This window comes from Bacillus sp. EB106-06-01-XG163, from assembly GCF_058791615.1.
In genome coordinates this window covers 13,877-36,111 of record NZ_JBYTDS010000013.1, presented here as the reverse complement: position 1 = coordinate 36,111, position 22,235 = coordinate 13,877, and the positions used below count along the sequence as shown (strand labels likewise).

The following is a 22,235-nucleotide window of genomic DNA, read 5'->3' as shown; positions in this document are numbered from 1 at the left end:
GTACTATTGTAGCCATTATTTTTGAAAGTACCAGTACGCACATTTTTGTTGGATAGTATTCATTTTGATACTGACAAAAAAACGGGCTGCCGCGGCAGTCCGTTTTTATTTTTCTCTTCTCGCAAAGTCGACGAAACGGAATTTATCGAGCCTGTGCCGGCTTTCCGTGTACTGAAAGAGGCTGGTATCCTCCAAAAAGACGCGGTTTTTCACGACCGCCATATGGCTGAACCCGCCTAGATCCAAATACTTCCGGTCCTCCTCCCCCGCCGGCTCCACGACAATTTCCTTTTGCGCGTAGCTGATGGAGAGGCCAAGTTCTCCTTCGAGATACTCATAGATCGAATCTTCACAAATCGCCTTCGTCAATAGAGGCACATGTTTTTTCACAAAGTAATCCTTGTCCAAAATAATATGTTCTCCGTCAATCCGTCTTGATCTGACGACTTCCCACACCTTTTCATCCGCTTCTGTACCAAGCTCTTTTGCGGCTTCTGAGGGAGGCAGGATCAGCCCGAGACGGTGAACCGTCGTTCTCGTCTCTTTTCCGAGCGTTTCCGAAAGCTCTTTGAAGCTGATCAGGCCTGAGACGGGAAAACGCATTTTTTCTCTGTCTAATATGACGGAGCCTTTGCCTTTGATTTTCTGGATGTAGCCGTTTTGCGCCAGCATATTGAGCGCTTTGCGGACGGTTTCTCGTGATGTGCCGTATTGATCGCACAAATCATTTTCAGACGGAAGAACGTCTTCAGCCTGCCGCTGGCCGCTTTCGATCTGCCGCACCATATCTTTATAGATTGTGATGTATTTATTCACTTTCATTTGACCACCCAGATTAGTGTATCACGCTTTTGTCAGATGATAAACGATCGATTCATACGGACGGAGCGTCAATCGTTCCGGCCGCCCTTCCCTCGGTTCATCATTCGTCAGCAGCACCGTAAACCGCCAGCCGTCCGTGTCTTTAAACGGAACCGTAAAGTCCGCTTCTTTCCCGTAGAAGTTGTTGATGCACAGCAGTTTTTCATCCTTGCCGTGTCTGACGTACGCCAGAACCGCCGGATCGTCTTCAGCAAGCAGCTCAAACGTTCCTTCAGTCACGATGTCATATTCCTTTCTGAGCATGATGAGCTTCTGATAATGGTAGAAAATTGAATCCGGGTCCCGCAAAGCCGCTTCCGCGTTAACGTCCCGATAATCATCCGCCGCCGGAATCCAAGGCGTGCCCGTCGTGAAACCGCCGTGCGGCCCGCTGTTCCACTGAATGGGGGTTCTTGCATTGTCTCTTGATTTCTCTTTTAAAATGGCGATAATGTCTTTTTCGGGCACGCCTTCTTCCTTCATCTTTTTGTAAATATTCAATGATTCGACATCGCGGTATGAGCCGATGTCATCGAATTTCGGATTGCCCATGCCGATCTCTTCACCTTGATAAATGTAAGGCGTGCCCTGCATCATATGAATGGCCGCCGCCAGCATTTTGGCTGATTTCGTCCGGTATACGCCGTCGTCTCCGTATCTGGATACGGCCCGCGGCTGGTCATGGTTGCACCAGAATAATGCGTTCCAGCCTCCGCCTTTTTGCATCTCCGTCTGCCAAAACGCTAAAATCCGTTTCAGCTTCAGAAAATCAAACGGAGCGAGCGCCCATTTTTCACCATTCGGATAATCCACTTTTAAATGGTGAAAGTTAAAAGTCATATCGAGTTCTTTATTCTCAGGGTTTGTGTACCGGATGCAGTGGTCCGCCGTTGTCGAGGACATTTCACCGACCGTCATGCTGTCATATTTCGAAAACACTTCCCGGTTCATCTCATGGAGAAATTCGTGCACGCGCGGCCCGTCCGTATAATAAGGGCGCCCGTCACGCCCATCCTCGGCATCAGGAAACGATTGGTCTTTAGAAATGAGGTTGATCACATCCAGCCGGAAACCGTCGATCCCTTTCCGGAACCAAAAATGCATCATGTCGTAAACCTGTTTTCTCATCTCTTCATTTTCCCAGTTCAAATCGGCCTGCGACACATCAAATAAATGCAGGTAGTGCTGGCCTGACGCCGGGTCGAGCTCCCAAGCGGAACCGCCGAATTTTGAATCCCAGTTGTTCGGCGCCCGGCCGTCTTCCTTTCCGTCTTTCCAAATGTAAAAATCCCGATACGGACTGTCGGGTGACGAGACCGCTTTTTTGAACCATTGATGCTCGACTGATGTATGGTTGACGACAAGATCCATGACGACCTTGATTCCTCTTTTGTGCGCTTCATCGAGAAGGCGTTCAAAATCCTCCATCGTTCCGTATTCTTCATAAATGGTGCAGTAATCGCGAATGTCATAACCGTTGTCATTCTGCGGCGAATCGTAAATCGGCGTAAGCCAAATGACATCAATCAAAAGCTTCTGCAAATAATCAAGCTTCTCGATAATACCGTTCAGATCACCGATCCCGTTTCCCGTCGTATCATTAAAGCTCTTCGGATAAATTTGATATACCGCTGCCTTTTTCCACCATGGTGTGCTGTCTGTTTTCATTTTTCTTCACCGCCTGTAATGTTTTGAATTGAAATGGAAAAGGGACAGCCTGATAGAAGGCGCCCCGCAGGTTTTCTATTTTTGCCGTTTCAGCCGCGCATACCCGTATGTTCCCGCAAACGGGAGAATCAGCACGATCAGCATTCCGATCGCAAACGGACCCCAGTACCGGCTCATAATGGAGAAGATCCCCGGCACGCCGCCGACTCCGACCGAGCTTGCGAGAACGCCTTTGACGGAGATGAACATCCCCGCGATTCCCGAACTGATCATGGCGATCACAAACGGAAATTTGTAACGCAGATTCACTCCGAAAATCGCCGGCTCGGTAATGCCCAAATATGCGGAAATGCCGGCCGTCAGTGAAAGCCCCCGCTGTTTTTTATCTTTTGTAATCAGCATCATGGCCAAAGCCGCCGATCCTTGAGCGATATTTGACAATGCGAGCATCGGCCATAAAAATGTGCCGCCGAGCTTTGATCCGATTAATTGAAGATCGACCGCGAGAAACGTATGATGCATCCCCGTGATTACAAGCGCCGAATACAGCCCTCCGTACAGCAGGCCTCCGATGGCGGAGAATTGGCCGAAAACGGCAATCAATCCCGCCGTCAGCGCGTTACCGATCGCAAAGGTAATCGGACCGATGATGACAAAGGATAGAAAACCGATGACCAAAAGCGTCACCGGCGCGACGACCAACAGCTGAATGCCCTCCGGCGTCCGTTTCGTCAAAAAGATCTCAAGCCTGGCAAGTAAATAAGACGCCAGCAGGATCGGGAGCACCTGACCTTGATATCCGACTTTCTGCACCTCAAGGCCGAACAGGTTCCACACCGGAATATCGCCGCTCTGCTCGGCAGCCCCGTAGCCCCATGCGTTTAACAGATCAGGATGCACCAACATCAGCCCGAGCACGATACCCAAGAGCGGGCTTCCTCCGAACCGCTTCACTGCCGACCAGCCGATTAAAGCCGGCAGAAAAGCGAAAGCCGTCCCCGCGATCAGATTAATCATATTGGCGAGATCCGCCCATTGCGGATACACTTGGACAATCGATTTCGTGCTGTAGAAAATGCCTTCCGCCGTTAAGATATTGTTCAGACCCATTAACAGCCCGGCCGTGACGATCGCCGGCAAGATCGGAATAAAGATGTCCGCAAGCGTTTTCACAGCACGCTGTAAAGGATTCATTTTTTGCGCCGCCGCCTTCTTCACGTCATCCTTGGACGCTTCACCCATCCCCGTTTCCTTCACTAATTCCGCATATACTTTGTTGACCGTCCCCTGCCCGATCACGACTTGAAACTGCCCGTTTACCGCAAAAGATCCTTTGACAATGTCTATTGCATCAAGCATTTTTTGGTTTACTTTGGTTTCATCTATTAATGCAAACCGCAAACGCGTCACACAATGAGTCGCCGCCTCAATATTTTCGATTCCGCCGACAGCTTCAGCGATCTGCCGCGCAGCCCGGTTAAACTCACCCATGCCAACCCCTCCGTAACCGTTTTCATTTTGCCTTACAAACTTGTATATACATGTTTATGACTCTATTGTAATGATGTATATACATGTCGTCAATCTATTTTTATAGCGCTTTCATCACAAATATACTGCGAAAGACCCTGAAACAAAAAAAGCCCCGCCGGAACCGGGCCTTGACTTCTTGTTTTATCGGGAACATGTCCGGGCGGAATTCACAACAGGAGCACAAAAAGCATACAGTACTGTACAACTAAGTTAAAGAGGTGTGAAGAGATGCCATCCACTGTTATCAACCTGTACTATTTGAAGATTAACAGTATTTCTGGCAACGGATCTATTACGATTGGGGAAGCGGCATACAACAGTCCCACCACAAATAACAAATCACAAGGACTGAACTCTTCATTCGGCGATACGTCACCTATAGAATCGATGATGGAGAACTTGTTAAATGATCCTGATGTCAACGACCAGACAGCCATCGGAACCGCAGATACCGCAAATATTACGCCGGTGCCGCCCATTATAGATTAAAGGGGTTTTTATGAATGCCTTACCAAATTAACGTCGTCAATATAAAAGTAAACGGAGCAACGCAAAACGGAAACGTCGATATCGGTCAGACCGTACAAAACAGCCACACCGCCAACAGCAAATTTGTCGGCGCGAACTTTTCTTTAGGGGATTTTTCGCCGGCCGCCGGATGTTTGAATTCGGGCCATCTTGACCCTGACGTGAGCGATCAGGATCAGATCGCCAACCCGTCAATGCCGATCGCAAATCAAATATAGGGAGGTTCTGCCGAAGTGGATATCGAGAAAATGAGAAAGTGGCTTGAGATTACGAACGAGCACAAGCCCAGCGAATTTTGGACCAATGTCCTGAAACGGAAATCTCCCGAAGATTTTTTCTCCTTACAAAAAAACACCCTGACTTATGATATTTATCAGGATGAACAGCACACATTTGTCATTGTGGAAATGCCCGGCGTTTACGAAGAAGAATTGACATTGAGGCTGCTGTCAAGAACACGGCTGCATATAAGAGGAAACATCACACCCCTTTTTCCAAAGAACATGGGCGTCTGCCAAAACCGGTATTACGGGGAAATCGATGAGACGATTGAGCTTCCTGAACCGGCTGAGCCCCACCTGTTACAGGCGCAGTGCGTAAACGGCCTGCTCCACATTTCCTGCCCGCGCCTTATGGAGCACATTCCTTTTCAGAAAAAAATCTAAAGAGCCGGCTTACGGGCGGCCCAGCCGTCTGTACACTTTCTCCTTATAATGAGAAGATACGGGTTTTGAGAACATGGCTTTCTCCTCCGTCAGTTTGTCGAGTCTGACTTGTTTTTCCGTCCGTTTGTTCCGCAGGTGATCCCGCTCCTGTTCATTGCGGCACTTGGCGATCAAATAATCGAGCGTCATCAGCTCTTTCTTCAGCGCGCCCTCATCCTCGGCGATCCCGGCGTTTTTTAATATGCGGTAGCCCATTCTGAGCGACTCCGGAAGATGTGCGGCATCGTCTTTCGGCAGGGGCTTTCCCATTCCTTTGATGTCGGCGAACTCTCCATCCTTAATGGCGCGCTTGATTTTATCTTCAGCCACGATATGGGCAATATCCATCACTGTTCACCTCTTTTTTCAATAGAACCGGGTATGATCATACGGAAACACAAATCCCAGTTTGTGCCATTTATATGTTTTAAAGCTGTCATTCAACAGATCAACCGCCGTTGCGACAGCGTTTTTCGCCCTTTTTCCGATGAGCCTTTTCCACCTTTTCTATTTGCTGGTTTCATGGTATATTGATTACGTTCGTTTTTTCTATCGTTCCGTGTAAACCGTGATCGGAAAAAAGGAGTGTAACAATGAAAACATTTATAAAAGAAAGAGGACTTGCCTTCTTCTTGATAGCGGTCGTGTTATTGTGGGTGAAAACATATGTCGCTTATATTTTAAACTTTAACCTCGGCATAGACAACACGATCCAGAAAATATTGCTTTTTGTGAATCCGCTGAGCTCCAGCTTGTTCTTTCTTGGATTTGGGCTTCTTTTCAAGAAAAAATTACAGCAGACAGCCATTATTGTGATTCATTTTTTATTGTCTTTTTTGCTTTTTGCAAACATCGTCTATTATAGATTCTTTAATGATTTCATTACCATCCCGGTCATGATGCAGGCAAAGACAAACGGCGGCCAGCTCGGAGACAGCGCGTTCTCGTTAATGAGATGGACAGACGCCTTCTACTTCCTGGATACCGTCATTTTGATTATTTTGGCCCTTAAGATGAAAAAACCGGCTGAAAAACCGGCGAAGAAATCATTCAGAATCGTTTTGGCTTCCGCCGTGCTTATGTTCCTGATCAACCTCGCCGTCGCGGAATCCGACCGTCCTGAGCTTTTGACACGCTCATTTGACCGAAACTATCTGGTGAAATACTTGGGCACGTACAACTTTACGATTTACGATGCCGTGCAGAATGTGAAATCAAACAGCCAGCGCGCGCTTGCCGATTCAAGCGATGTAACGGATGTGGAAAACTATATGAAGGCCAACTATGACGTGCCGAATAACGTCTACTTCGGAAAAGCCGAAGGAAAAAACGTCATCTACGTCTCATTAGAGTCTCTGCAGTCCTTTATCATTGATTACAAAATTAACGGCAAGGAAGTGACGCCGTTTTTAAACAAACTGGCGCACGATAATCAAACATTCTACTTTGATAACTTTTTCCACCAAACGGGACAAGGTAAAACATCTGATGCGGAATTTATGATGGAGAACTCTCTGTACCCGCTTTCGCAAGGTTCGGTTTTCGTCAATAAAGCGCAAAACACGCTGCAGTCCGTTCCTGCGATCCTAAAAGGCAAAAAGTACACGTCTGCCGCTTTCCACGGAAATACGCAGACTTTCTGGAACCGTAACGAAATGTACAAAGCGGAAGGCATCGATAAGTTTTTCGATTCCGCTTATTATGACATGAGCGAAGAAAATACGAAAAACTACGGCATGAAAGACAAACCGTATTTCAAAGAATCCATGCCGCTCTTAAAGAGCCTGCCGCAGCCGTTCTATACGAAGTTCATTACGCTGTCCAATCACTTCCCGTTCGGAATGGATAAAGAAGACACGGACTTCCCGGCGGGAGACTTTGGCGATTCAGTCGTCAATAACTACTTCCAGTCCGCGAACTATCTGGATGAATCAATTGAACAGTTCTTTCATGACCTGAAAAAAGACGGCCTGTACGATAAGTCGATTATCGTAATGTACGGAGACCACTACGGCATCTCCGAAAACCATAATAAAGCGATGGCGAAAGTGCTCGGCAAAGATGAGATCACTGAATACGACAACGCCCAGCTTCAGCGGGTGCCGCTCTTTATCCACGCTCCCGGCGTGAAAGGCGGCCGCAATCATAAATTTGCCGGTGAAGTCGATGTCGCGCCGACCGTTCTTCATTTGCTCGGCGTCGATACGAAAGATTACCTCATGTCAGGTTCTGATATCTTATCGAAAGAGCACAGAGAAGTCATTCCGTTCCGTAACGGAGACTTCATCTCGCCGAACTATACGAAAGTGTCCGGCAAGTATTACGATACGAAAACCGGAAGACTTTTAGATGATTCAGAAGTCGACAAAAAAGAAGACTCTCTTGTCAAGACTGAGCTCGAAATGTCTGATAAGATCATCAACGGCGATCTGCTTCGTTTCTATCAGCCGAAAGGCTTCAAGAAAGTGGATCCGTCACAATTCGATTATACGAAGCGTGAAGATTCCTCAGCCGATGACCAAAAAGAATAAACAAAAGCCAGATCATATCAATGATCTGGCTTTTTTATGTTCAGCTCCCGGCGGAGGCCATAGAATGCTTTTGCAGGCTGTCGGAAAGAACTGAATAAGCGACGACTTTCTTTTTCTGCTGTTTGACGACATCTACATGATCTTCGTAGCTGTATACAAACACCGTCATATCTTTTTTTCCTTTTCTCGTCTTAATGACAAGCGGATCGGCTCCGTTTTGCGGATGAAGATAACGCTCTTCATCCCCTGGGTATATATAATGCCGTTCGATAAACACGGCTTCGTTAAAATCATCAATCACCCGGCGTTTGTCTTCGCCTTCCAGACGTTTTCCGCCGAGGGAAACGGCAGCGGACGCGTCACTGAGCTTTGAATGGGTTTCAAACTTGCGGAGGATCCATTCCACCGCTCCGGTAGGAAGGCATGTCAGCACAATCTTAATCAGGCTTATGACAACAATTGAAACAACTGCAATCCATGTCACCTTACATCATCTCCATACTTGTTCTACATGAATCTTAACATAGAAGAAAACGTTGTTTTTTGTACATTATGTGAAACTTGATATATGTTCAAAAAAAATCCGGATCACCTAGGTGATCCGGATTTTTCAAGTCTGCTTCTGGTCGTCACGGCGGACGGCTTCTCTCAGCTCTTCCGCGACAAATTCGACGTTCGGCCCGATAATGACCTGCGCCGTTTTATTCCCCGTTTTGATAACCCCTTTTGCTCCCGCTTTTTTAAGCGCCGCTTCATTAATGAGAGACGTATCCTGCACGGTCAGCCTGAGGCGGGTCGCACAGTGATCAATCGTTTCAAGGTTTTGCCTGCCGCCGAGCCCCTTGAGCATGGCATGTTCTTCGACGGAACCGGCCGTATCTTCACTAAGCACTTCTTCCTCTTCCTCATCATCTTCCCGTCCCGGCGTTTTCAAGTTTAACGTTTTGATGAGCATATAGAAGACGACAAAATAGATCACCGCATAACAAAGCCCGACAACGAGCAGCAAAAGCGGTTTTTCGGCAATGCCGTAGCTGAGGAGATAATCGATCGCCCCCGCCGAGAATGAAAAACCTGACCTGATTCCGAGAACATTCACGATAAATAAAGAGAACCCGGTTAATATAGCATGAACCCCGTACAAAAGCGGTGATAAAAACATAAATGCAAATTCAATCGGCTCTGTAATTCCGGTAATAAATGCCGTCAGCGCGAGACCGATCATCATTCCGGCCGTCGCTTTGCGCTTACTTGGCTTAGCCGCGGCAATCATTGCCAGACATGCGGCCGGAAGCCCGAACATCATAATCGGGAAGAATCCCGTCATATAAGTTCCCGCCGTCGGATCCTTCGCAAAGAAGCGGGCCAGATCTCCCGTTTTTCCGTGAAAATCGCCAAACTGGAACCAAAAAATATTATTCAGCACATGATGAAGACCGAACGGAATCAAAAGCCGGTTAAAAATCCCGTAAATCCCGGCGCCGATTCCGCCAAGCCCGATCATCCATTCCCCGAAAGACGTAATCACCGACTGAATCGGCGGCCACACAAATCCGAAGATCCCCGCCAAAATAATGGTAATCAGCGCCGTTACAATCGGAACGAGCCTGCGCCCGCTGAAAAACCCGAGATATTCGGGCAGCTTCGTATCCTTAAAGCGATTATACGTGTATCCCGCAATTAACCCCGCGATAATCCCTCCGAAAACGGCCATATTATTTGTCGAATTGATTGATTTTACAGCAGCGTCCAGCATGATATAAGAAATTGCTCCCGACAGAGCGGCGGCCCCGTTGCTGTCTTTCGAAATCCCAATCGCGATTCCGATCGCGAAAATCAGCGGCAGATGATCAAATACCGCGGTCCCCGCCGCGTAAATGAACGGAATATTTAATAAGTCCTCTCTGCCGATGGCCAAAATAATACCAACGGCGGGCAGAACGGCAATCGGAAGCATAAATGATTTTCCGAGTTTTTGCAAAAATTGAAGCATTTTACCCATCCCCCTTCTTTTTTCTTAAATATACCACATAAGTTATCTAGTGATCTATACCAATTTTCCTTCATTTATTCACATAAGGCTTGTTGGTTTTCTATTTATAAACCAGTTGTGGTAAGCTTGAATCAGATGATTAAAAATAGAAAGCGGGAATGACAATGATTGTAACGAACGATCAAGAATTAGAAGGCCTTAAAAAAATCGGCAGAATCGTCGCGCTGGCGCGTGAAGAAATGAAGAAAAAAGCCGAGCCCGGCATGAGCACGAAAGATCTTGACCTGATCGGAAAGGCGGTGCTTGACGAGCACGGAGCCGCTTCCGCTCCGGAGAAGGAATACGATTTCCCGGGCGTGACATGCATCAGCGTAAATGACGAAGTCGCTCACGGCATTCCGAGCGCCTCTAAAATCTTAAAAGCCGGAGATCTTGTAAATATCGATATTTCGGCGGAGTTCGGCGGTTTTTATTCCGATACGGGAATTTCATTTGTGCTCGGAGAAGGCGATGAACGTCTGCAAAAGCTTTGTAACTGCGCAGCATCCGCATTTCAGAAAGGATTGGATCAGGCAAAAGCCGGCAAACGCCAAAACCAGATCGGCAGAGCCGTCTACCATGAAGCCCGCTCCAACGGATTTACCGTCATTAAAACGCTGACGGGCCACGGGATCGGCAGAAACCTCCACGAAGCGCCGAACCACATCATGAATTACTACGATCCGTTTGATAACGCGCTGTTTAAAAACGGAACCGTGATCGCGCTTGAGCCGTTTATTTCCACGAAAGCGGAAACGATTGTTGAAGCGGGAGACGGCTGGACGTTTAAAACGCCGGATAAAAGCCTTGTCGCCCAAGTGGAACATACCATCGTGATCACAAAAGACAAACCGATTATTTTAACTGCATTGTAATGTTTCATCTCCCTTCCAAACAGGTATACAACAACTAACCCGAAGGAGGGAGACGCATGAAAAAAGATAAAGAAAAAATCAAAATCGAAAACGAAATACACGCCATGCACGGCGTAACGAAACAGCAGATTTTAGAGGATTTCGAGGAATTTAAGGCGTACCTTCATCAGAAAATTTCCGCCGGAAAAAAACTGGGTCTGGATGACAGCAAAATCATCAAAAGCGCCGCCATCCTCGGGGACTATCTCGCCAAACACGAGGAGCCCCGCAATGCGGAAGAAAAACTCTTACAAGAACTGTGGGACATTGCGGATGACAATGAAAAACAGCATTTGGCCCAGCTTCTCGTCAAACTTGCCGGACACTGATACAGTGCCCGGCTTTTTTATGCTCCGTTATAAGAGTTGTGCTACACTGGACATATGTCTGGGAAAGGAGCCATTTTTCAACATGTGGTTTATTATCTTCGGGTTTATTTTCTTTATTGAAAGCATCATTCTCACCGTTTACGGAGTGAAGAAAAAGAAGGGGATGCTGATTTATTTCGGCGTCGTTTTCGGAATCATGACACTCGGAACGGTGCTGTTAAAATTAACCGGCCATTAAGCATGAAAAGACCGCCCTTTACATATATATGTAAGAAAGCTTTACATCTCTGAATCGAAAGTCTCAGTTTTTGCGTTATCCCTTTTCAGCGTCTTTTTATAGATGTTACAATGCCAAAAGTTTGGCAAAAACTGAAGAAACCTCCCCAGCGGGAGAACGGAGAAAGGAGTTTTCTGACATGCATTATGGCAGTAAAGGCTGGTATGTAGAAGAGTTAAAGAAAAAAGGAATTACCCACTATGAAGGAAGAAAGCTTCAAAGCTTCAAAAAGTACTTCCTTGCCAATCTGCTGGAAACAAAAAAACAAGCATAACGTAAATCAGCCGTGCTGTCAGTGCAGCACGGCTTTTTTTCTATACATTAGTGAGCCTGTCTCTTTTTTTAAGGAAGGACTCCCTCCAGCTTTCTGACAGCGCTTCTTCCCGCAGTATTTCTTCAATCGCTGACAGATTGCCGGAATCACGATATTTCACTTCATTCGCATACCAGACGGAAATGCTTTCTTTTCCTCTCGACAGACGCTTGAGGACGGGACGCGGATCGACATATCCTTCTTCAAGCACCCTGAAATAAAAGCCGGTAAATCCCGTCTGCTGTACACGGAGCACCATATCTTTGATGCCATATTTGAGCGCGAGTTTGACGCAGGGCTGGCGCGGCTGGCTTACTTGAACGACGGCTTCCCCCAGCTGAAAGACGTCTCCGATCCACACGTCTTGTTCGGCAAGTCCTTTGACCGTTACATTCTCCCCGAACGCGGCGGCGGGAAGTTTTCTCGCGAGCGTTGTTTCCCAATATGAATAATGCTCGGCGGGATACACGCACACCGCTTTATCGGGGCCTCCGTGATGCTTCAAGTCGGCTTGCCCGTCCCCGTCAAAATGGGTTTTATACAGCATGACGGGAGAATCTGCGGGCCGCTTTATGATGCCGGAATTGATTTGTCTGCCGGCAAATTCATGAATTGCGGGCTTTCCGAGATTGATAGATAAGACAGAATAGTCTTGCGTCACCTCGTTCACATCCTTTGCGAAATCTCATATCTTTCCTTTATCATAGTAAGAAAAAGGTGGTTTTTCCATGCTTCAATATCATATGATTGCAGACGGCCGGGTTCAGGGCGTAGGTTTTCGCTACTTCGTCCAGATGGAAGCCGACAGACATAAGGTAGCCGGCTGGGTAAAAAACCGTGATGACGGCCGGGTGGAAATCCTTGCCGAAGGTCCTGAAGAGTCGTTAAAACAATTTGCCGAAGCAGTCAGAAAAGGCAGCCCCTTCTCAAATGTCACAGGCGTAACCATCGAAGAATCACACCGTCTGAAAGGGTACCGCACTTTTACCATCAGTTACTGATAAGGCTTGTCCTGATAATAATAATTCGGCTTCACAATCGTATTGTCATATGATTTATGGAAAATGTGGGTGGAAGCCGGCGAGATCGGCGGAATCAGCCAGGTCCAGTCGCCCGTCAGCTTTCTGCCCGCGTCTTGTTCCTGTTCTTCAAAGCGTTTAAATTGATTCGCCGCCGTATGGTGATCGACAATGCTGACACCGTGTTTTTTGTATGAATAGAGCACTGCCTTATTCAGTTCCACCAGCACCTGATCTTTCCACAGGTCGGTATTCAGGCTGGCGGAAATCCCCATGACCGCAGCGGCTTTTTTGAGCATATCATACCGTTTTTCGTCAGCAAGGTTCCTTGCGCCGATTTCGGTTCCCATATACCATCCGTTAAAAGGCGCCGCGTTGTACGACAGCCCGCCGATTTCAAGCCTCATATCGGCGATAATCGGAACCCCGTACCATCTGAGATTTAAATCGGCAAACTCTTCAATATCCGGATGGGTGATCGGCACTTCTTTCACGAGCGTCTGAGGCAGGTCATACCAGACCGGCTGCCCGTCCCCTTTCATCCGGAAAAGCAGCGGCAGAATATCAAAATCGGTCCGCTTCCCGCGCCAGCCGAGTTTTTCGCAGACAGCCGTCAGCTCATATGATGCCGGATCACCGACTCTTCCTTTTTCAGTCTCATATCCCGCATAGCGGATGAGCTGGTGATTCCAGATCTCCACTTGTTTTTCCCCATTCTTCTCAGGAGGGAAAATCGTAATCGTCGGTTTAATTTTTCCGCCGTTCGTGGCGATTTCAATATGTTCAAATAATGCGTCGCGCACCTCTTCTTTCGTTTTCACACCGCGCCGGTCAATGACGTTCAGCGATTGCCAGAACAGACGCCCGATACAGCGGTTGCTGTTGCGCCACGCCATTTTCGCCCCGTGTTCAAGCTCTTCCGCCGTATGGACGTAACTCCCCGTCCGATCTATCTCATCTTTTATCGCGTGTAGTCGCTCGTTGATTTGCGATTCCATTCCGAGTTCCTGATAGCAGACATCAATAAAATCCTTCGCCTCATCCCAAAGTATTTCCGTATGTTTCAAAAAACTCTCTCCTTCAATTTACATCTGTTTCCCATTGTATCGTTTTTAGGTGTGAACACAATGGTTTTTTTGTATCATACTGGAAACTGCAAAGAAAAAACACCTGTGATGTTCGCAGGTGTTTTACAAAACGGAATGCAGTTTTTCAGCCAGTGTAAGCAAATCCTCACGGTAGTTTTTTCCCGTCATCGGAATTCCGTGACCCGTCAAAAGCGCTTCCGGCTCCAGTTCGGCCAATTTCTCAACGGATGCGGCCGCCGTCTGCGTATCCGCTGTAAAATAGGCGGGCGGCCCGTGAAGCTCTTGCTTTTGAATGACAACGTCCGCAAGCGATTCCTGTTCCACAGTGATCACGGCATCACCGGCAAGCAGAACGCGGTCTTTATCCCGGAATAATGAAATATGGCCGGGTGTGTGGCCGGGCGTATGCACCCATCTCCATTCTTCAAGAAACGGAACGGTACCGTCTGAAGGCAGTGCCTGAACGGACGGAATGCGGATCGTATGGCGCGGAAACAGCGGTGACAGCTTTGCGACAAGCCCTTTTTTCGCATCGGGCCTGGCAGGCGGATAATCCGCTTTCCCCGTGACGTACGGGAGCTCCTTTTCATGAATATAAACCGGCACATCCCAAAGCTCAAGCAGCTCTTCAATCGCACCGACATGATCAAAATGGCCGTGTGTCAAAATGACCGCCTTCAGCTGATACCCCTCTTTGAATCGGCGTTTCATTTCTTCTGTTATCATCTCCGCCGATTGAGGCATTCCCGCGTCAACCAGAATGATTTCCCGCGGAGCTGAGGGATTTTCGATAAAGTAAACATTCGCAATCTGCACGGTCAGTCCGTAAACGCCGTCCGCCGCTTTAAAACCGGCGCCGCTTCTCACTGAAAAAAGCGGCATAAACGGATCACTCATCATGGCACCTCCTCTGATGCCTTTAGTGTGCGACGAACCGGGTGTTTTATGTTAAAAAATCGTGATTGCGCCGATGATGAGCGCAAAGGCCGTCATGACGATAACGGCAAGAACCGCCCATTTCATCGCAAATTTCTGGTGTTCATCAATGGTGACCCCGGCAAGCCCGACTAATAAATGCGTCGACGGCACGAGCGGGCTTAACATATGAATCGGCTGGCCGATAATCGAAGCGCGGGCGATTTCCACCTTATCTACACCGTACGCCACGGCGGTCTCGGATAAAATGGGCAGCACGCCGTAAAAATAGGCGTCATTAGGCATCAGAAACGTAAAGATACCGCTCGTTAAGGCAACAATCGCCGGAATAAAACCTCCCATCTGTTCCGGAATAAGCGATACGAGGGAAATGGCCATTTCATCAACCATCTTCGTCCCCGTTAAAATTCCGGTAAACACGCCTGCGGCAAAAATCATCGAACCGATCGCAAGCACATTGCTCGAATGGGCTGAAATACGCTCCCTTTGATCGTTAAGCTTCGGATAGTTGACAATCAGCGCGATACAAAACGCAATGATGAACAGCACGGTTAAATTCACTTTTCCTGACACTAAAAATCCCACTAAAGAAAGCGTTAACAGTAAATTGAACCACCACAGTTTCGGCCGCCTCCATTCATCTTCCGCAGCCGCAGCCGTTTCATTTGTATGGGACGGCTGCTTTAATTCGATCACCCCGAGCCGTTTCCTTTCCATCCTTCCGAGTACATAAGCGACCACAATCATACACACCATTCCGCTGGCAATGACAGGCAGCATCGGCCCCGTCAGCTCTGCCGGGTCAACGCCGAGCGCACTCGCCGCACGCGGCGTCGCGCCGCCCCATGGTATCGTGTTCATGATGCCCATGCCGACACCGGCGATTCCCGCTAAAATAATCGGACGGATTCCGAGCATGATATACAAAGGCAGCATTGCGCTTGTCGTAATCATATACGTCGTTGAGCCGTCTCCGTCCAGTGCGACAAGCATGGTCAAAACGGCTGTTCCGACTACAATTTTGAGCGGGTCGCCTTTAACCAGCTTTAAAATACGCGACACCATCGGATCAAATAAACCGGTATCAATCATAATGCCGAAATAAAGAATCGCAAACATAATCATGACTGCAATCGGCGCCACCTGTTCAATCCCGGAAATCATCATCTCGCCGACCCGGTTAAAAGAAAACCCGGCAAACAGCGCAAACACGATCGGCGTTAATACGAGCGCCGTTAACACTGAAAGCCGTTTTGTCATAATCAGTACCATAAAAACAAGCATCATAAGAAAGCCTAAGATTGCTAACACAGTATGTCCCCCTTATCATGAATACGCTTACATTTTAAAGGCTCGATCCCCTTTATCCGCCTTTTTGCTATCTTATGAGAATTGGATATTGAAGTAAATATTTTGGATTTTAAAGATTTTTAATTTTTTATAACCTTTTCGTTCATTTTGTTCATTTATAAATAAAAAGCCTCCCGCAAATATGCGGAAGGCTTATTTTTCGCTGCTCATCATCTCTTTATAAAACTCGGTCTGCTCTTCTAAAAAGCGTTTTGCGCCGCTGCTGTTTTTATAAAAGCTCTCCCAATCCCGTTTTTTCAACATTTGCTTCCACTCCGCGGATGAGGTAATCTGTTTCAAAGCCTGATCCCAATAGGCGATCTCGCCTTCGGTCATGTCTTTCGGCCCCATGATGCCTCTCCAGTGCGCAAAGACAAACGGCACCCCCTGCTCTTTCCATGTCGGCACATCGCTGAAGCCGGAGAGCCTTTTGTCCGACGTAACGGCCGCCAATGTGATTTTCCCTTTCCGATAGGCGTCTCTCGCTTCTGAAATGGTCATTGAGGCGGCGTCTATCTCGTGGCTGATAAGAGCTTCAATGACTTCATTGCTGCTCCCGTATTGAAAAAAGCGGATATCAAACGGAGAAATTCCGGCCATTTCCGCCGCTCTCGCAAAGGAGAGCTGGTCATCATTTCCGAGGCCGGGCGCAAATCCGATTTTTATGCCGCCCGGATGTGCTTTAATATCGCCGAGCAGCCGCTTTCCGCTTTTTATCTTTGAATCCTTCGGAAGAGCGACGGTCTGCCACTCTTTTGCGATAATGGCCAAAGGCGTAAAATCAGCTGCCTTCAGCCGGCTTTGTCCCAAAATTTCATTGCTTAACAGCAGGCTTGAATTCATACTGATGACATCCGTTTTTCGTTCGTTTACATATTTCCAGCCGCTGTCTCCGCCTCCGCCGGGTTTATAGACGATCTTTACGGGCCGGCCTAATATTTGCTTCCGCTCTATTACCGATTGCAAAGCTTTTGCCGTTACGTCCCAGCCCCCTTGAGGCGCCGCCGGGACGACAATTTCAACCGGCCCTTCAGCTGAACGGATGCCCGCCACCTGCCGTCCGTCAAAAGAAACCAGCGCCGCCAGCATGACAAGAAGCACTCCCAACCGCTTCATTTCTCCCATCCCTTATTCATGTGCTAAATAATATTTCCGTTCCGGCCTGCCGATAATGCCGTACTCTAATTCAGCGAGCGCTTCTTCCCGAGAAACGAGAAACTCGGCGTAGCGCCGCGCCGTTGTTCTGGAGGCGCCCATTTTTTCGCCCAGTTCTTCAGCCGTCATCCCTTTTTGGGCCGCCCTGAGCGCGTTTTTGATTTTTTGAAGCGTAATCGAATTAATCCCGGTCGGCAGATCATTGAGCTGTTTTTGTTCTTTCTGACCGCTTCCGAAAAACATGTCGATAACGGACTGGCTCAGCTCCGGCTGTGAGTGCAGCCATTCTCTTTTTTCACGGTACTGCAAAAGCACTTCTGTAAATTTATGTGCCGACACCGGCTTTATGACATAGTGGGAAACGCCTGATCTGAGCGCTTCCTGCAGCAGTCTTGTTTCGGCAGAAGCCGTAATAATGATGATATCAACGGAAGGAAAACGGCCGCGGATAAGCGGGAGCAGATCTGTTCCCAGCTCATCCGGCATATAAATATCCAAAAGCAGCAGATCAGGCTGCCGTTTCTCAAGCAGCGATATGGTGTCTTTGGCATTGATTGCTTTGCCGATGACATTGAATCCATCAAGATGTTCGATAAATTTTTCATGAATTTGCGCTATTCGAAAGTCGTCCTCTGCAATCGCGATGTTAATCACTCCGATTCCCCCTTTGGCCTTTCTTTCGGTATAAACACCGTAAATACGGCTCCGCCGCTCTTTTGCTGCGAAATCTCTATCGATCCCTGTAATTCACTGACGGCTTCTTTCAGATTGGCTAAGCCGTATCCTCTCCTTGTCCCCTTTGAAGAGTAGCCCTTTTCAAATATGGTTTCTGTTTTTTCCTGAGGCACGCCATCCCCTGAGTCCGCCACTTCGATGACGATATCCCTGCCGATATCAGTCATAAAAAAGGCGACCTCTTTTTTCTCTTTTTCGGCGACGGCTTCGAAAGCGTTATCAATAAGATTTCCGATGATCGTAATGAGCTGGGATGAACCCACATGCTCCGGCAGCGATTCTAAAAAGCTGTTTTCATCTATTGAAAGCTTCACTTTCTTCTCAGACGCCTTTCCCATTTTTCCTAATAGTATGGCCTGAACCCGCTGTGAATGAATGTTTTGAAAGAGGATTTCGTGCTGTTCATTCTGGATGGCGTACTCTTCTTTTATCAGTTCAATGGCTTCATTATATTCTCCCAGCTCTAACAGACCGAGTATCGCGTAAAGCTTATTCGAGAATTCATGCGTTTGCGCCCGGAGATCCTCCGAGTATTTTTTCATTTCAGTCAGCTTGTTAATCAGTTTCTTGAGCTCTGTTTTCTCCCGGAAGCTGATCACCGCTCCGTATACTTGTCCGGTCTGCTTCATTTCTTTCACGTTTAAGATAAATACTTTATTTCCGGCACGCACCTCCACGTTCGGCGGTAATTCTCCCCCTGCCAACACCGGCATGAGATTTGCGCCCGGCATGATTTCTTTTATATGCCTTCCGATCATCGGTTCCGGCAGATTCAGCATATCAGCCGCAGATAAATTCATCATGGTTACCGCGCCTTCTTTGTTTACGGCGATAATCCCTTCTTTAATCGCAAGGAGCATCGCATTGCGCTCCCTGTACAGCGCTGCAATTTCATGCGGTTCAAGGCCGAGTGTATCTTTACGGATGCTTTTTGCGAGCGCCGCCGCTCCCCCGATGCCGATAAGAAACACCAAACATGCAAAATAGCCTAAATGCCGCAGATGCGCTTTCATATCTTTTTCTATCTCATCTTGTAAAAACTCGACTGTCACCGTTCCGACGACTTCGTTATGATTTTTTTCCTCCAAAATAACCGGGGCGCTCCCCCGGACAGCCTTCATTCCGTCGGAAACCGGTGACCCGCCGAACATGATGGTTTTATTTTGCAGATTTTGATTTTCTTTCGGAATACTGCTTCGGGCCGAATGAAATGCAACATGCCCTTTTTGATCAGTGATGTAGACGGCGTGCGCGCCTGCCTGTTCTTTCATTTGTTCAATGACATCTAACTTTGTAAAAGCCTCTTGATCCGCAAGCCGGAACGCCTCTTTTACAGGAGGCATGTATGAAATGGTTTTTGCCGTTTGCACCGCCAGCTGTTCAGCCTGCTTCTGCCCTTCCTTTAATTGCTGAAAGGCAAATATAACCGTGAGCGTTCCGATGACAAGTATTAATAAAGCCGTAATTAATCCGGCGATTTTCATTTGCAGAGAGACATAAAACCGCTTCGCTTCCAACACAGCACCAGCCGTCCTTTCCTCCTAAAATCATACCATTTTTTAAATCTTTATTTCTCATTTTTGAGAATTTTCGTGATCTTTTTCTCTTGTCATTTCTTTCAAAAAGTGCAGTCTGGTATAATTCCCCTCAAGAGAGATAAGAAGGATAACTTTTTATAATCGCTGCGCAAAAAAAGACTGACAGAAGCCAGTCTCGGGATGTTTAACAGCGGACGTATATTCAGTTGAAAAAGTGTTTCTCTATGATGGCCGAGATACATTTGAATGACCGGAAATATCAATCAATTTTCCTTTGACGGCCAGGCGTCCTTCGGTTCTTATCGCCTTGTCGCATGTGATTAATGTAATCTCTTTATCTTTTGTCTCCTGAATTGCGTTTGCTTCTATTTCTGAAATCATGGTTTTTGATGTTACAGAATAAATATAGTCTTTTCTAAAGTCGGTAATCACGATTTGCGCGCCTTTTTTTATGTGTAAAAGAGGGCCGAACAATAGGTTCTCCTGCTTCAGATGGTGGCCTGCCAACGGGTAGTTTCCCTCGCCCATTTTCTGATCCGGACGCATAGTTGCCGCGCCGATCAGCAGGTTTTCATTGGTTGTGCCTTTTAAAATCGGAAGGTCTAAATCGATGCTGCTGATGGTTATCCGTCCGATTATCGGTTTTGGTTTGCGATTAAAACTTGACTGAACTGTTTCCCTGAAACCGGGCGGATGAATGGATTCAAAATCAAAGTCCGCTTTTTTCATGTTATTTTTCCGCGCTTGTTCTGCGGTTAATTCCGATTCAATTTGGCTTTTACTGAGGTACGCGATCAAACAGCCTTTCATGAGAGGTGAGGAAATGAGAAGCAGCCCGGACAAAATAAGAATGGCAATGATCATTTTTTTAACCATGAAGAAAATTCCTTTCTTGTACGTCATGCGGTGAGTATTTGGTGAGAAATGATTCTCTTTTTAAAAAAGCACCTGATCGATTCTTACATGATCAGGTGCGATAACGTCTATCTATTCCTTGCTTTCTTCTTTCTTGATACAACAGCCGCGGCTCCGCCGGCTAATAGCAGCAGAATACCGGCCGTGACCGGCATCATACCGTCCGTATCACCGGTTTTCGGCAGGTTTTTGCCTGTATCCGAGTGATTGGTTTTACCATTGGTATCAGGATGATGCCCGCCTTGATTCGTTTGATGATTCGGTGTGTCTTTCCCAGGTGCGGGATTTTTTAATTTCTTATTAGAAACGACGACCTCAACGGCTTTTAACTGTCCTTTTTCAATTGTGAATTCAATTGGTTTTTCGTTCAGCTGATAGCCGTCAGGCGCTTTTGTTTCGATAAATCGATACTGCCCGGGCGCTAATCCTTTCACCGTAAACCGGCCCTTTTGATCCGTCTTCCATACCGCCGGCCGTTCTTTGCTGCCGCCAGTGTTTACCGGATGTCCGGCAGAATCCGTGATCTTGAATTCAGCACCTTCCAGCACCTTATTTTTATCGTCATGATCCACTTTTGTCAGTGTGACATCACCAGGCGTCAGTGTATTCTCCGCACTGATTTCGACTGGTTTTATGTCGGTATTTGTGATCTTGAATGATATTGGCGTTTGATCCAAACTGTAAAGTTCAGGCGCTTTTGTTTCGATAAATTGATATTCGCCCGCTTTCAGTCCCCGTACAATAATTTGTCCGTGCTCATCTGTCGTCAGACCCTCTGTCAGTACTTTGCCGTTTGCATCTGTCAGATTAAACTTCGCACCTTGCAGGACTTTCCGTTTGTCACCTTGATCCAATTTTGTGAGAACAACGCTGTTCTTGATGTTAACTGCAGTCAGGGCAGCCTGATTCGGTTTTCCGCTGTTCTCAGCCTTAATCGTAAACGGCACAGGGGTTGTTGACAGCAGATAACCATCCGGCGCTTTTGTTTCAACAAATTGATAGTTTCCGGGCGCCAAACCGCCGGCGTCAATTTTGCCGCCTTCTTTTGTCATCAGATCGTCTCTTACGGTTTTTCCATCACTGTCAATGATTTTAAATTCTGCACCGTCTAAAACGTTTCCGTCTTGATCCTTCTTGATCAGCTGGACAGAGCCTTTATAGTTGACTGCCGTTCCTGCGTCAGTTGACTCCGGCTTTCCTTCCGCTGTTTCTGAGATGGTAAACTCTTTTTTCTCCGTATTTAACACATAACCGTCGGGTGCTTTCGTTTCAATGAAGGCGTAATGACCCGGTGTAAGACCGGATGTTTCTACTTTTCCGTCCTTATCTGAAACCAGATCTTCTTTAACCGTTTTTCCATCACGGTCGACGATTTTGAAGACTGCACCTTCAAGCTTCTTGCCTTCCGCATCTTCCTTCGTCAGCCGGACAGAGCCTTTATAGTTGACTGCCGTTCCTGCGTCAGTTGACTCCGGCTTTCCTTCCGCCGATTCTGAGATGGTAAACTCCACTTTCTCCGTATTTAACACATAACCGTTGGGCGCTTTCGTTTCGATGAAGGCGTAATGACCGGGTGCAAGGCCGGATGTTTTTACTTTTCCGTCCTTATCTGAAACCAGATCTTCTTTAACCGTTTTACCATCACTGTCGATGATTTTGAAAACTGCACCTTCAAGGTTTCGGCCTTCCGCACCTTCCTTCGTCAGCCGGACAGAGCCTTTATAGTTGACGGCCGTTCCTGCGTCAGTTGACTCCGGCTTTCCTTCCGCCGATTCTGAGATGGTAAACTCCACTTTCTCCGTATTTAAC

The 22,235-nt window shown here is 47.3% G+C and carries 24 protein-coding genes; 9 read left to right on the top strand and 15 right to left on the bottom strand.

All coding sequences use genetic code 11. The annotated features are described in order from the left end of the window. Window positions 1–105: 105 nt before the first annotated feature. The 3 genes from treR to treP all read right to left on the bottom strand — a co-directional run bounded on the left by treR (window position 106) and on the right by treP (window position 4,020). A complete protein-coding gene (gene treR, locus AC3WTF_RS14975; protein WP_007408499.1) occupies window positions 106–822 on the bottom strand; it encodes a trehalose operon repressor in 717 nt (238 codons plus the stop codon). Window positions 823–843: 21 nt separating this feature from the next. Next, window positions 844–2,529, bottom strand: a complete 1,686-nt coding sequence (gene treC, locus AC3WTF_RS14970; RefSeq protein WP_047935445.1) for an alpha,alpha-phosphotrehalase — start codon at window positions 2,527–2,529, stop codon at window positions 844–846. A 75-nt stretch (window positions 2,530–2,604) separates the two neighbouring features. Then, a complete protein-coding gene (gene treP / locus AC3WTF_RS14965) occupies window positions 2,605–4,020 on the bottom strand; it encodes a PTS system trehalose-specific EIIBC component (protein ID WP_327948425.1) in 1,416 nt (471 codons plus the stop codon). 270 nt (window positions 4,021–4,290) lie between these two features. On the opposite strand from treP, the gene AC3WTF_RS14960 reads away from it, so the two are divergent. The 3 genes from AC3WTF_RS14960 to AC3WTF_RS14950 are packed head-to-tail and all read left to right on the top strand — an operon-like array spanning window position 4,291 to window position 5,255. Beyond that, window positions 4,291–4,551, top strand: a complete 261-nt coding sequence (locus AC3WTF_RS14960; protein WP_007408496.1) for a spore germination protein — start codon at window positions 4,291–4,293, stop codon at window positions 4,549–4,551. Window positions 4,552–4,565: 14 nt separating this feature from the next. Beyond that, window positions 4,566–4,808, top strand: coding sequence for a spore germination protein (locus AC3WTF_RS14955; RefSeq protein ID WP_003155595.1), 243 nt, complete (start codon window positions 4,566–4,568; stop codon window positions 4,806–4,808). Between the two features lie 15 nt (window positions 4,809–4,823). Further along, window positions 4,824–5,255, top strand: a complete 432-nt coding sequence (locus AC3WTF_RS14950; protein ID WP_032867796.1) for an Hsp20/alpha crystallin family protein — start codon at window positions 4,824–4,826, stop codon at window positions 5,253–5,255. 9 nt (window positions 5,256–5,264) lie between these two features. Here the strand turns inward: AC3WTF_RS14950 and AC3WTF_RS14945 are convergent, their stop codons facing one another. After that, complete coding sequence (locus tag AC3WTF_RS14945; protein WP_106080363.1) at window positions 5,265–5,642, bottom strand: DnaJ family domain-containing protein; 378 nt, start codon at window positions 5,640–5,642, stop codon at window positions 5,265–5,267. Window positions 5,643–5,887: 245 nt separating this feature from the next. Here AC3WTF_RS14945 and ltaS point away from each other — a divergent pair, with 245 nt between their 5' ends. Next, window positions 5,888–7,825: a lipoteichoic acid synthase gene (gene ltaS / locus AC3WTF_RS14940; protein WP_020955498.1), complete on the top strand. Its 1,938-nt coding sequence runs from the start codon at window positions 5,888–5,890 to the stop codon at window positions 7,823–7,825. 40 nt (window positions 7,826–7,865) lie between these two features. Here ltaS and AC3WTF_RS14935 read toward each other — a convergent pair whose 3' ends face one another. Further along, window positions 7,866–8,309: a YfmQ family protein gene (locus AC3WTF_RS14935; RefSeq protein ID WP_038463723.1), complete on the bottom strand. Its 444-nt coding sequence runs from the start codon at window positions 8,307–8,309 to the stop codon at window positions 7,866–7,868. A 126-nt stretch (window positions 8,310–8,435) separates the two neighbouring features. Beyond that, window positions 8,436–9,818, bottom strand: a complete 1,383-nt coding sequence (gene nagE / locus AC3WTF_RS14930) for an N-acetylglucosamine-specific PTS transporter subunit IIBC (protein ID WP_015239387.1) — start codon at window positions 9,816–9,818, stop codon at window positions 8,436–8,438. Between the two features lie 164 nt (window positions 9,819–9,982). Here nagE and map point away from each other — a divergent pair, with 164 nt between their 5' ends. The 4 genes from map to AC3WTF_RS14910 all read left to right on the top strand — a co-directional run bounded on the left by map (window position 9,983) and on the right by AC3WTF_RS14910 (window position 11,651). Then, window positions 9,983–10,732, top strand: a complete 750-nt coding sequence (map, locus tag AC3WTF_RS14925) for a type I methionyl aminopeptidase (RefSeq protein WP_007408490.1) — start codon at window positions 9,983–9,985, stop codon at window positions 10,730–10,732. Between the two features lie 56 nt (window positions 10,733–10,788). Further along, on the top strand, window positions 10,789–11,100 hold the full coding sequence (locus AC3WTF_RS14920; protein WP_003155607.1) for a DUF3243 domain-containing protein: 312 nt from the start codon (window positions 10,789–10,791) through the stop codon (window positions 11,098–11,100). Between the two features lie 82 nt (window positions 11,101–11,182). Continuing rightward, on the top strand, window positions 11,183–11,338 hold the full coding sequence (locus AC3WTF_RS14915) for a hypothetical protein (RefSeq protein WP_003155608.1): 156 nt from the start codon (window positions 11,183–11,185) through the stop codon (window positions 11,336–11,338). A gap of 178 nt (window positions 11,339–11,516) precedes the next feature. After that, window positions 11,517–11,651: a YflJ family protein gene (locus tag AC3WTF_RS14910; protein WP_003155609.1), complete on the top strand. Its 135-nt coding sequence runs from the start codon at window positions 11,517–11,519 to the stop codon at window positions 11,649–11,651. A gap of 40 nt (window positions 11,652–11,691) precedes the next feature. On the opposite strand, the gene AC3WTF_RS14905 is transcribed toward AC3WTF_RS14910, so the two are convergent. After that, window positions 11,692–12,351 (bottom strand): MOSC domain-containing protein, encoded by a 660-nt coding sequence (locus AC3WTF_RS14905; protein WP_015239385.1) that lies wholly within the window; start codon window positions 12,349–12,351, stop codon window positions 11,692–11,694. Window positions 12,352–12,418: 67 nt separating this feature from the next. Between AC3WTF_RS14905 and AC3WTF_RS14900 the strand changes: the two genes are divergently transcribed. Continuing rightward, window positions 12,419–12,691 (top strand): acylphosphatase, encoded by a 273-nt coding sequence (locus AC3WTF_RS14900; protein ID WP_015239384.1) that lies wholly within the window; start codon window positions 12,419–12,421, stop codon window positions 12,689–12,691. Here the strand turns inward: AC3WTF_RS14900 and nosA are convergent. The 8 genes from nosA to AC3WTF_RS14860 all read right to left on the bottom strand — a co-directional run. After that, window positions 12,685–13,776: a nitric oxide synthase gene (gene nosA, locus AC3WTF_RS14895; protein WP_020955496.1), complete on the bottom strand. Its 1,092-nt coding sequence runs from the start codon at window positions 13,774–13,776 to the stop codon at window positions 12,685–12,687. The two genes, AC3WTF_RS14900 and nosA, sit on opposite strands and share 7 nt — an antisense overlap. 123 nt (window positions 13,777–13,899) lie before the next feature. Continuing rightward, complete coding sequence (locus tag AC3WTF_RS14890) at window positions 13,900–14,694, bottom strand: MBL fold metallo-hydrolase (protein WP_020955495.1); 795 nt, start codon at window positions 14,692–14,694, stop codon at window positions 13,900–13,902. Window positions 14,695–14,745: 51 nt separating this feature from the next. After that, window positions 14,746–16,044: an Mg(2+)/citrate complex secondary transporter CitM gene (citM, locus tag AC3WTF_RS14885; protein WP_007408485.1), complete on the bottom strand. Its 1,299-nt coding sequence runs from the start codon at window positions 16,042–16,044 to the stop codon at window positions 14,746–14,748. Window positions 16,045–16,236: 192 nt separating this feature from the next. After that, window positions 16,237–17,199, bottom strand: a complete 963-nt coding sequence (locus AC3WTF_RS14880; RefSeq protein WP_047935443.1) for a tripartite tricarboxylate transporter substrate binding protein — start codon at window positions 17,197–17,199, stop codon at window positions 16,237–16,239. A 12-nt stretch (window positions 17,200–17,211) separates the two neighbouring features. Next, the gene (locus AC3WTF_RS14875) at window positions 17,212–17,892 is read right to left on the bottom strand and encodes a response regulator (protein WP_007610021.1); all 681 of its coding nucleotides are present in this window, start codon (window positions 17,890–17,892) and stop codon (window positions 17,212–17,214) included. After that, entirely contained in the window at window positions 17,889–19,493 is a 1,605-nt protein-coding gene (locus tag AC3WTF_RS14870; protein ID WP_007408482.1) for a sensor histidine kinase, read from the bottom strand. The genes AC3WTF_RS14875 and AC3WTF_RS14870 overlap by 4 nt, the downstream gene beginning before the upstream one ends. 240 nt (window positions 19,494–19,733) lie before the next feature. Then, complete coding sequence (locus AC3WTF_RS14865) at window positions 19,734–20,387, bottom strand: class A sortase (RefSeq protein ID WP_492314294.1); 654 nt, start codon at window positions 20,385–20,387, stop codon at window positions 19,734–19,736. Window positions 20,388–20,494: 107 nt separating this feature from the next. Further along, a partial coding sequence (locus tag AC3WTF_RS14860; protein WP_492314293.1) for an MSCRAMM family protein occupies window positions 20,495–22,235 on the bottom strand: 1,741 nt, incomplete at its 5' end.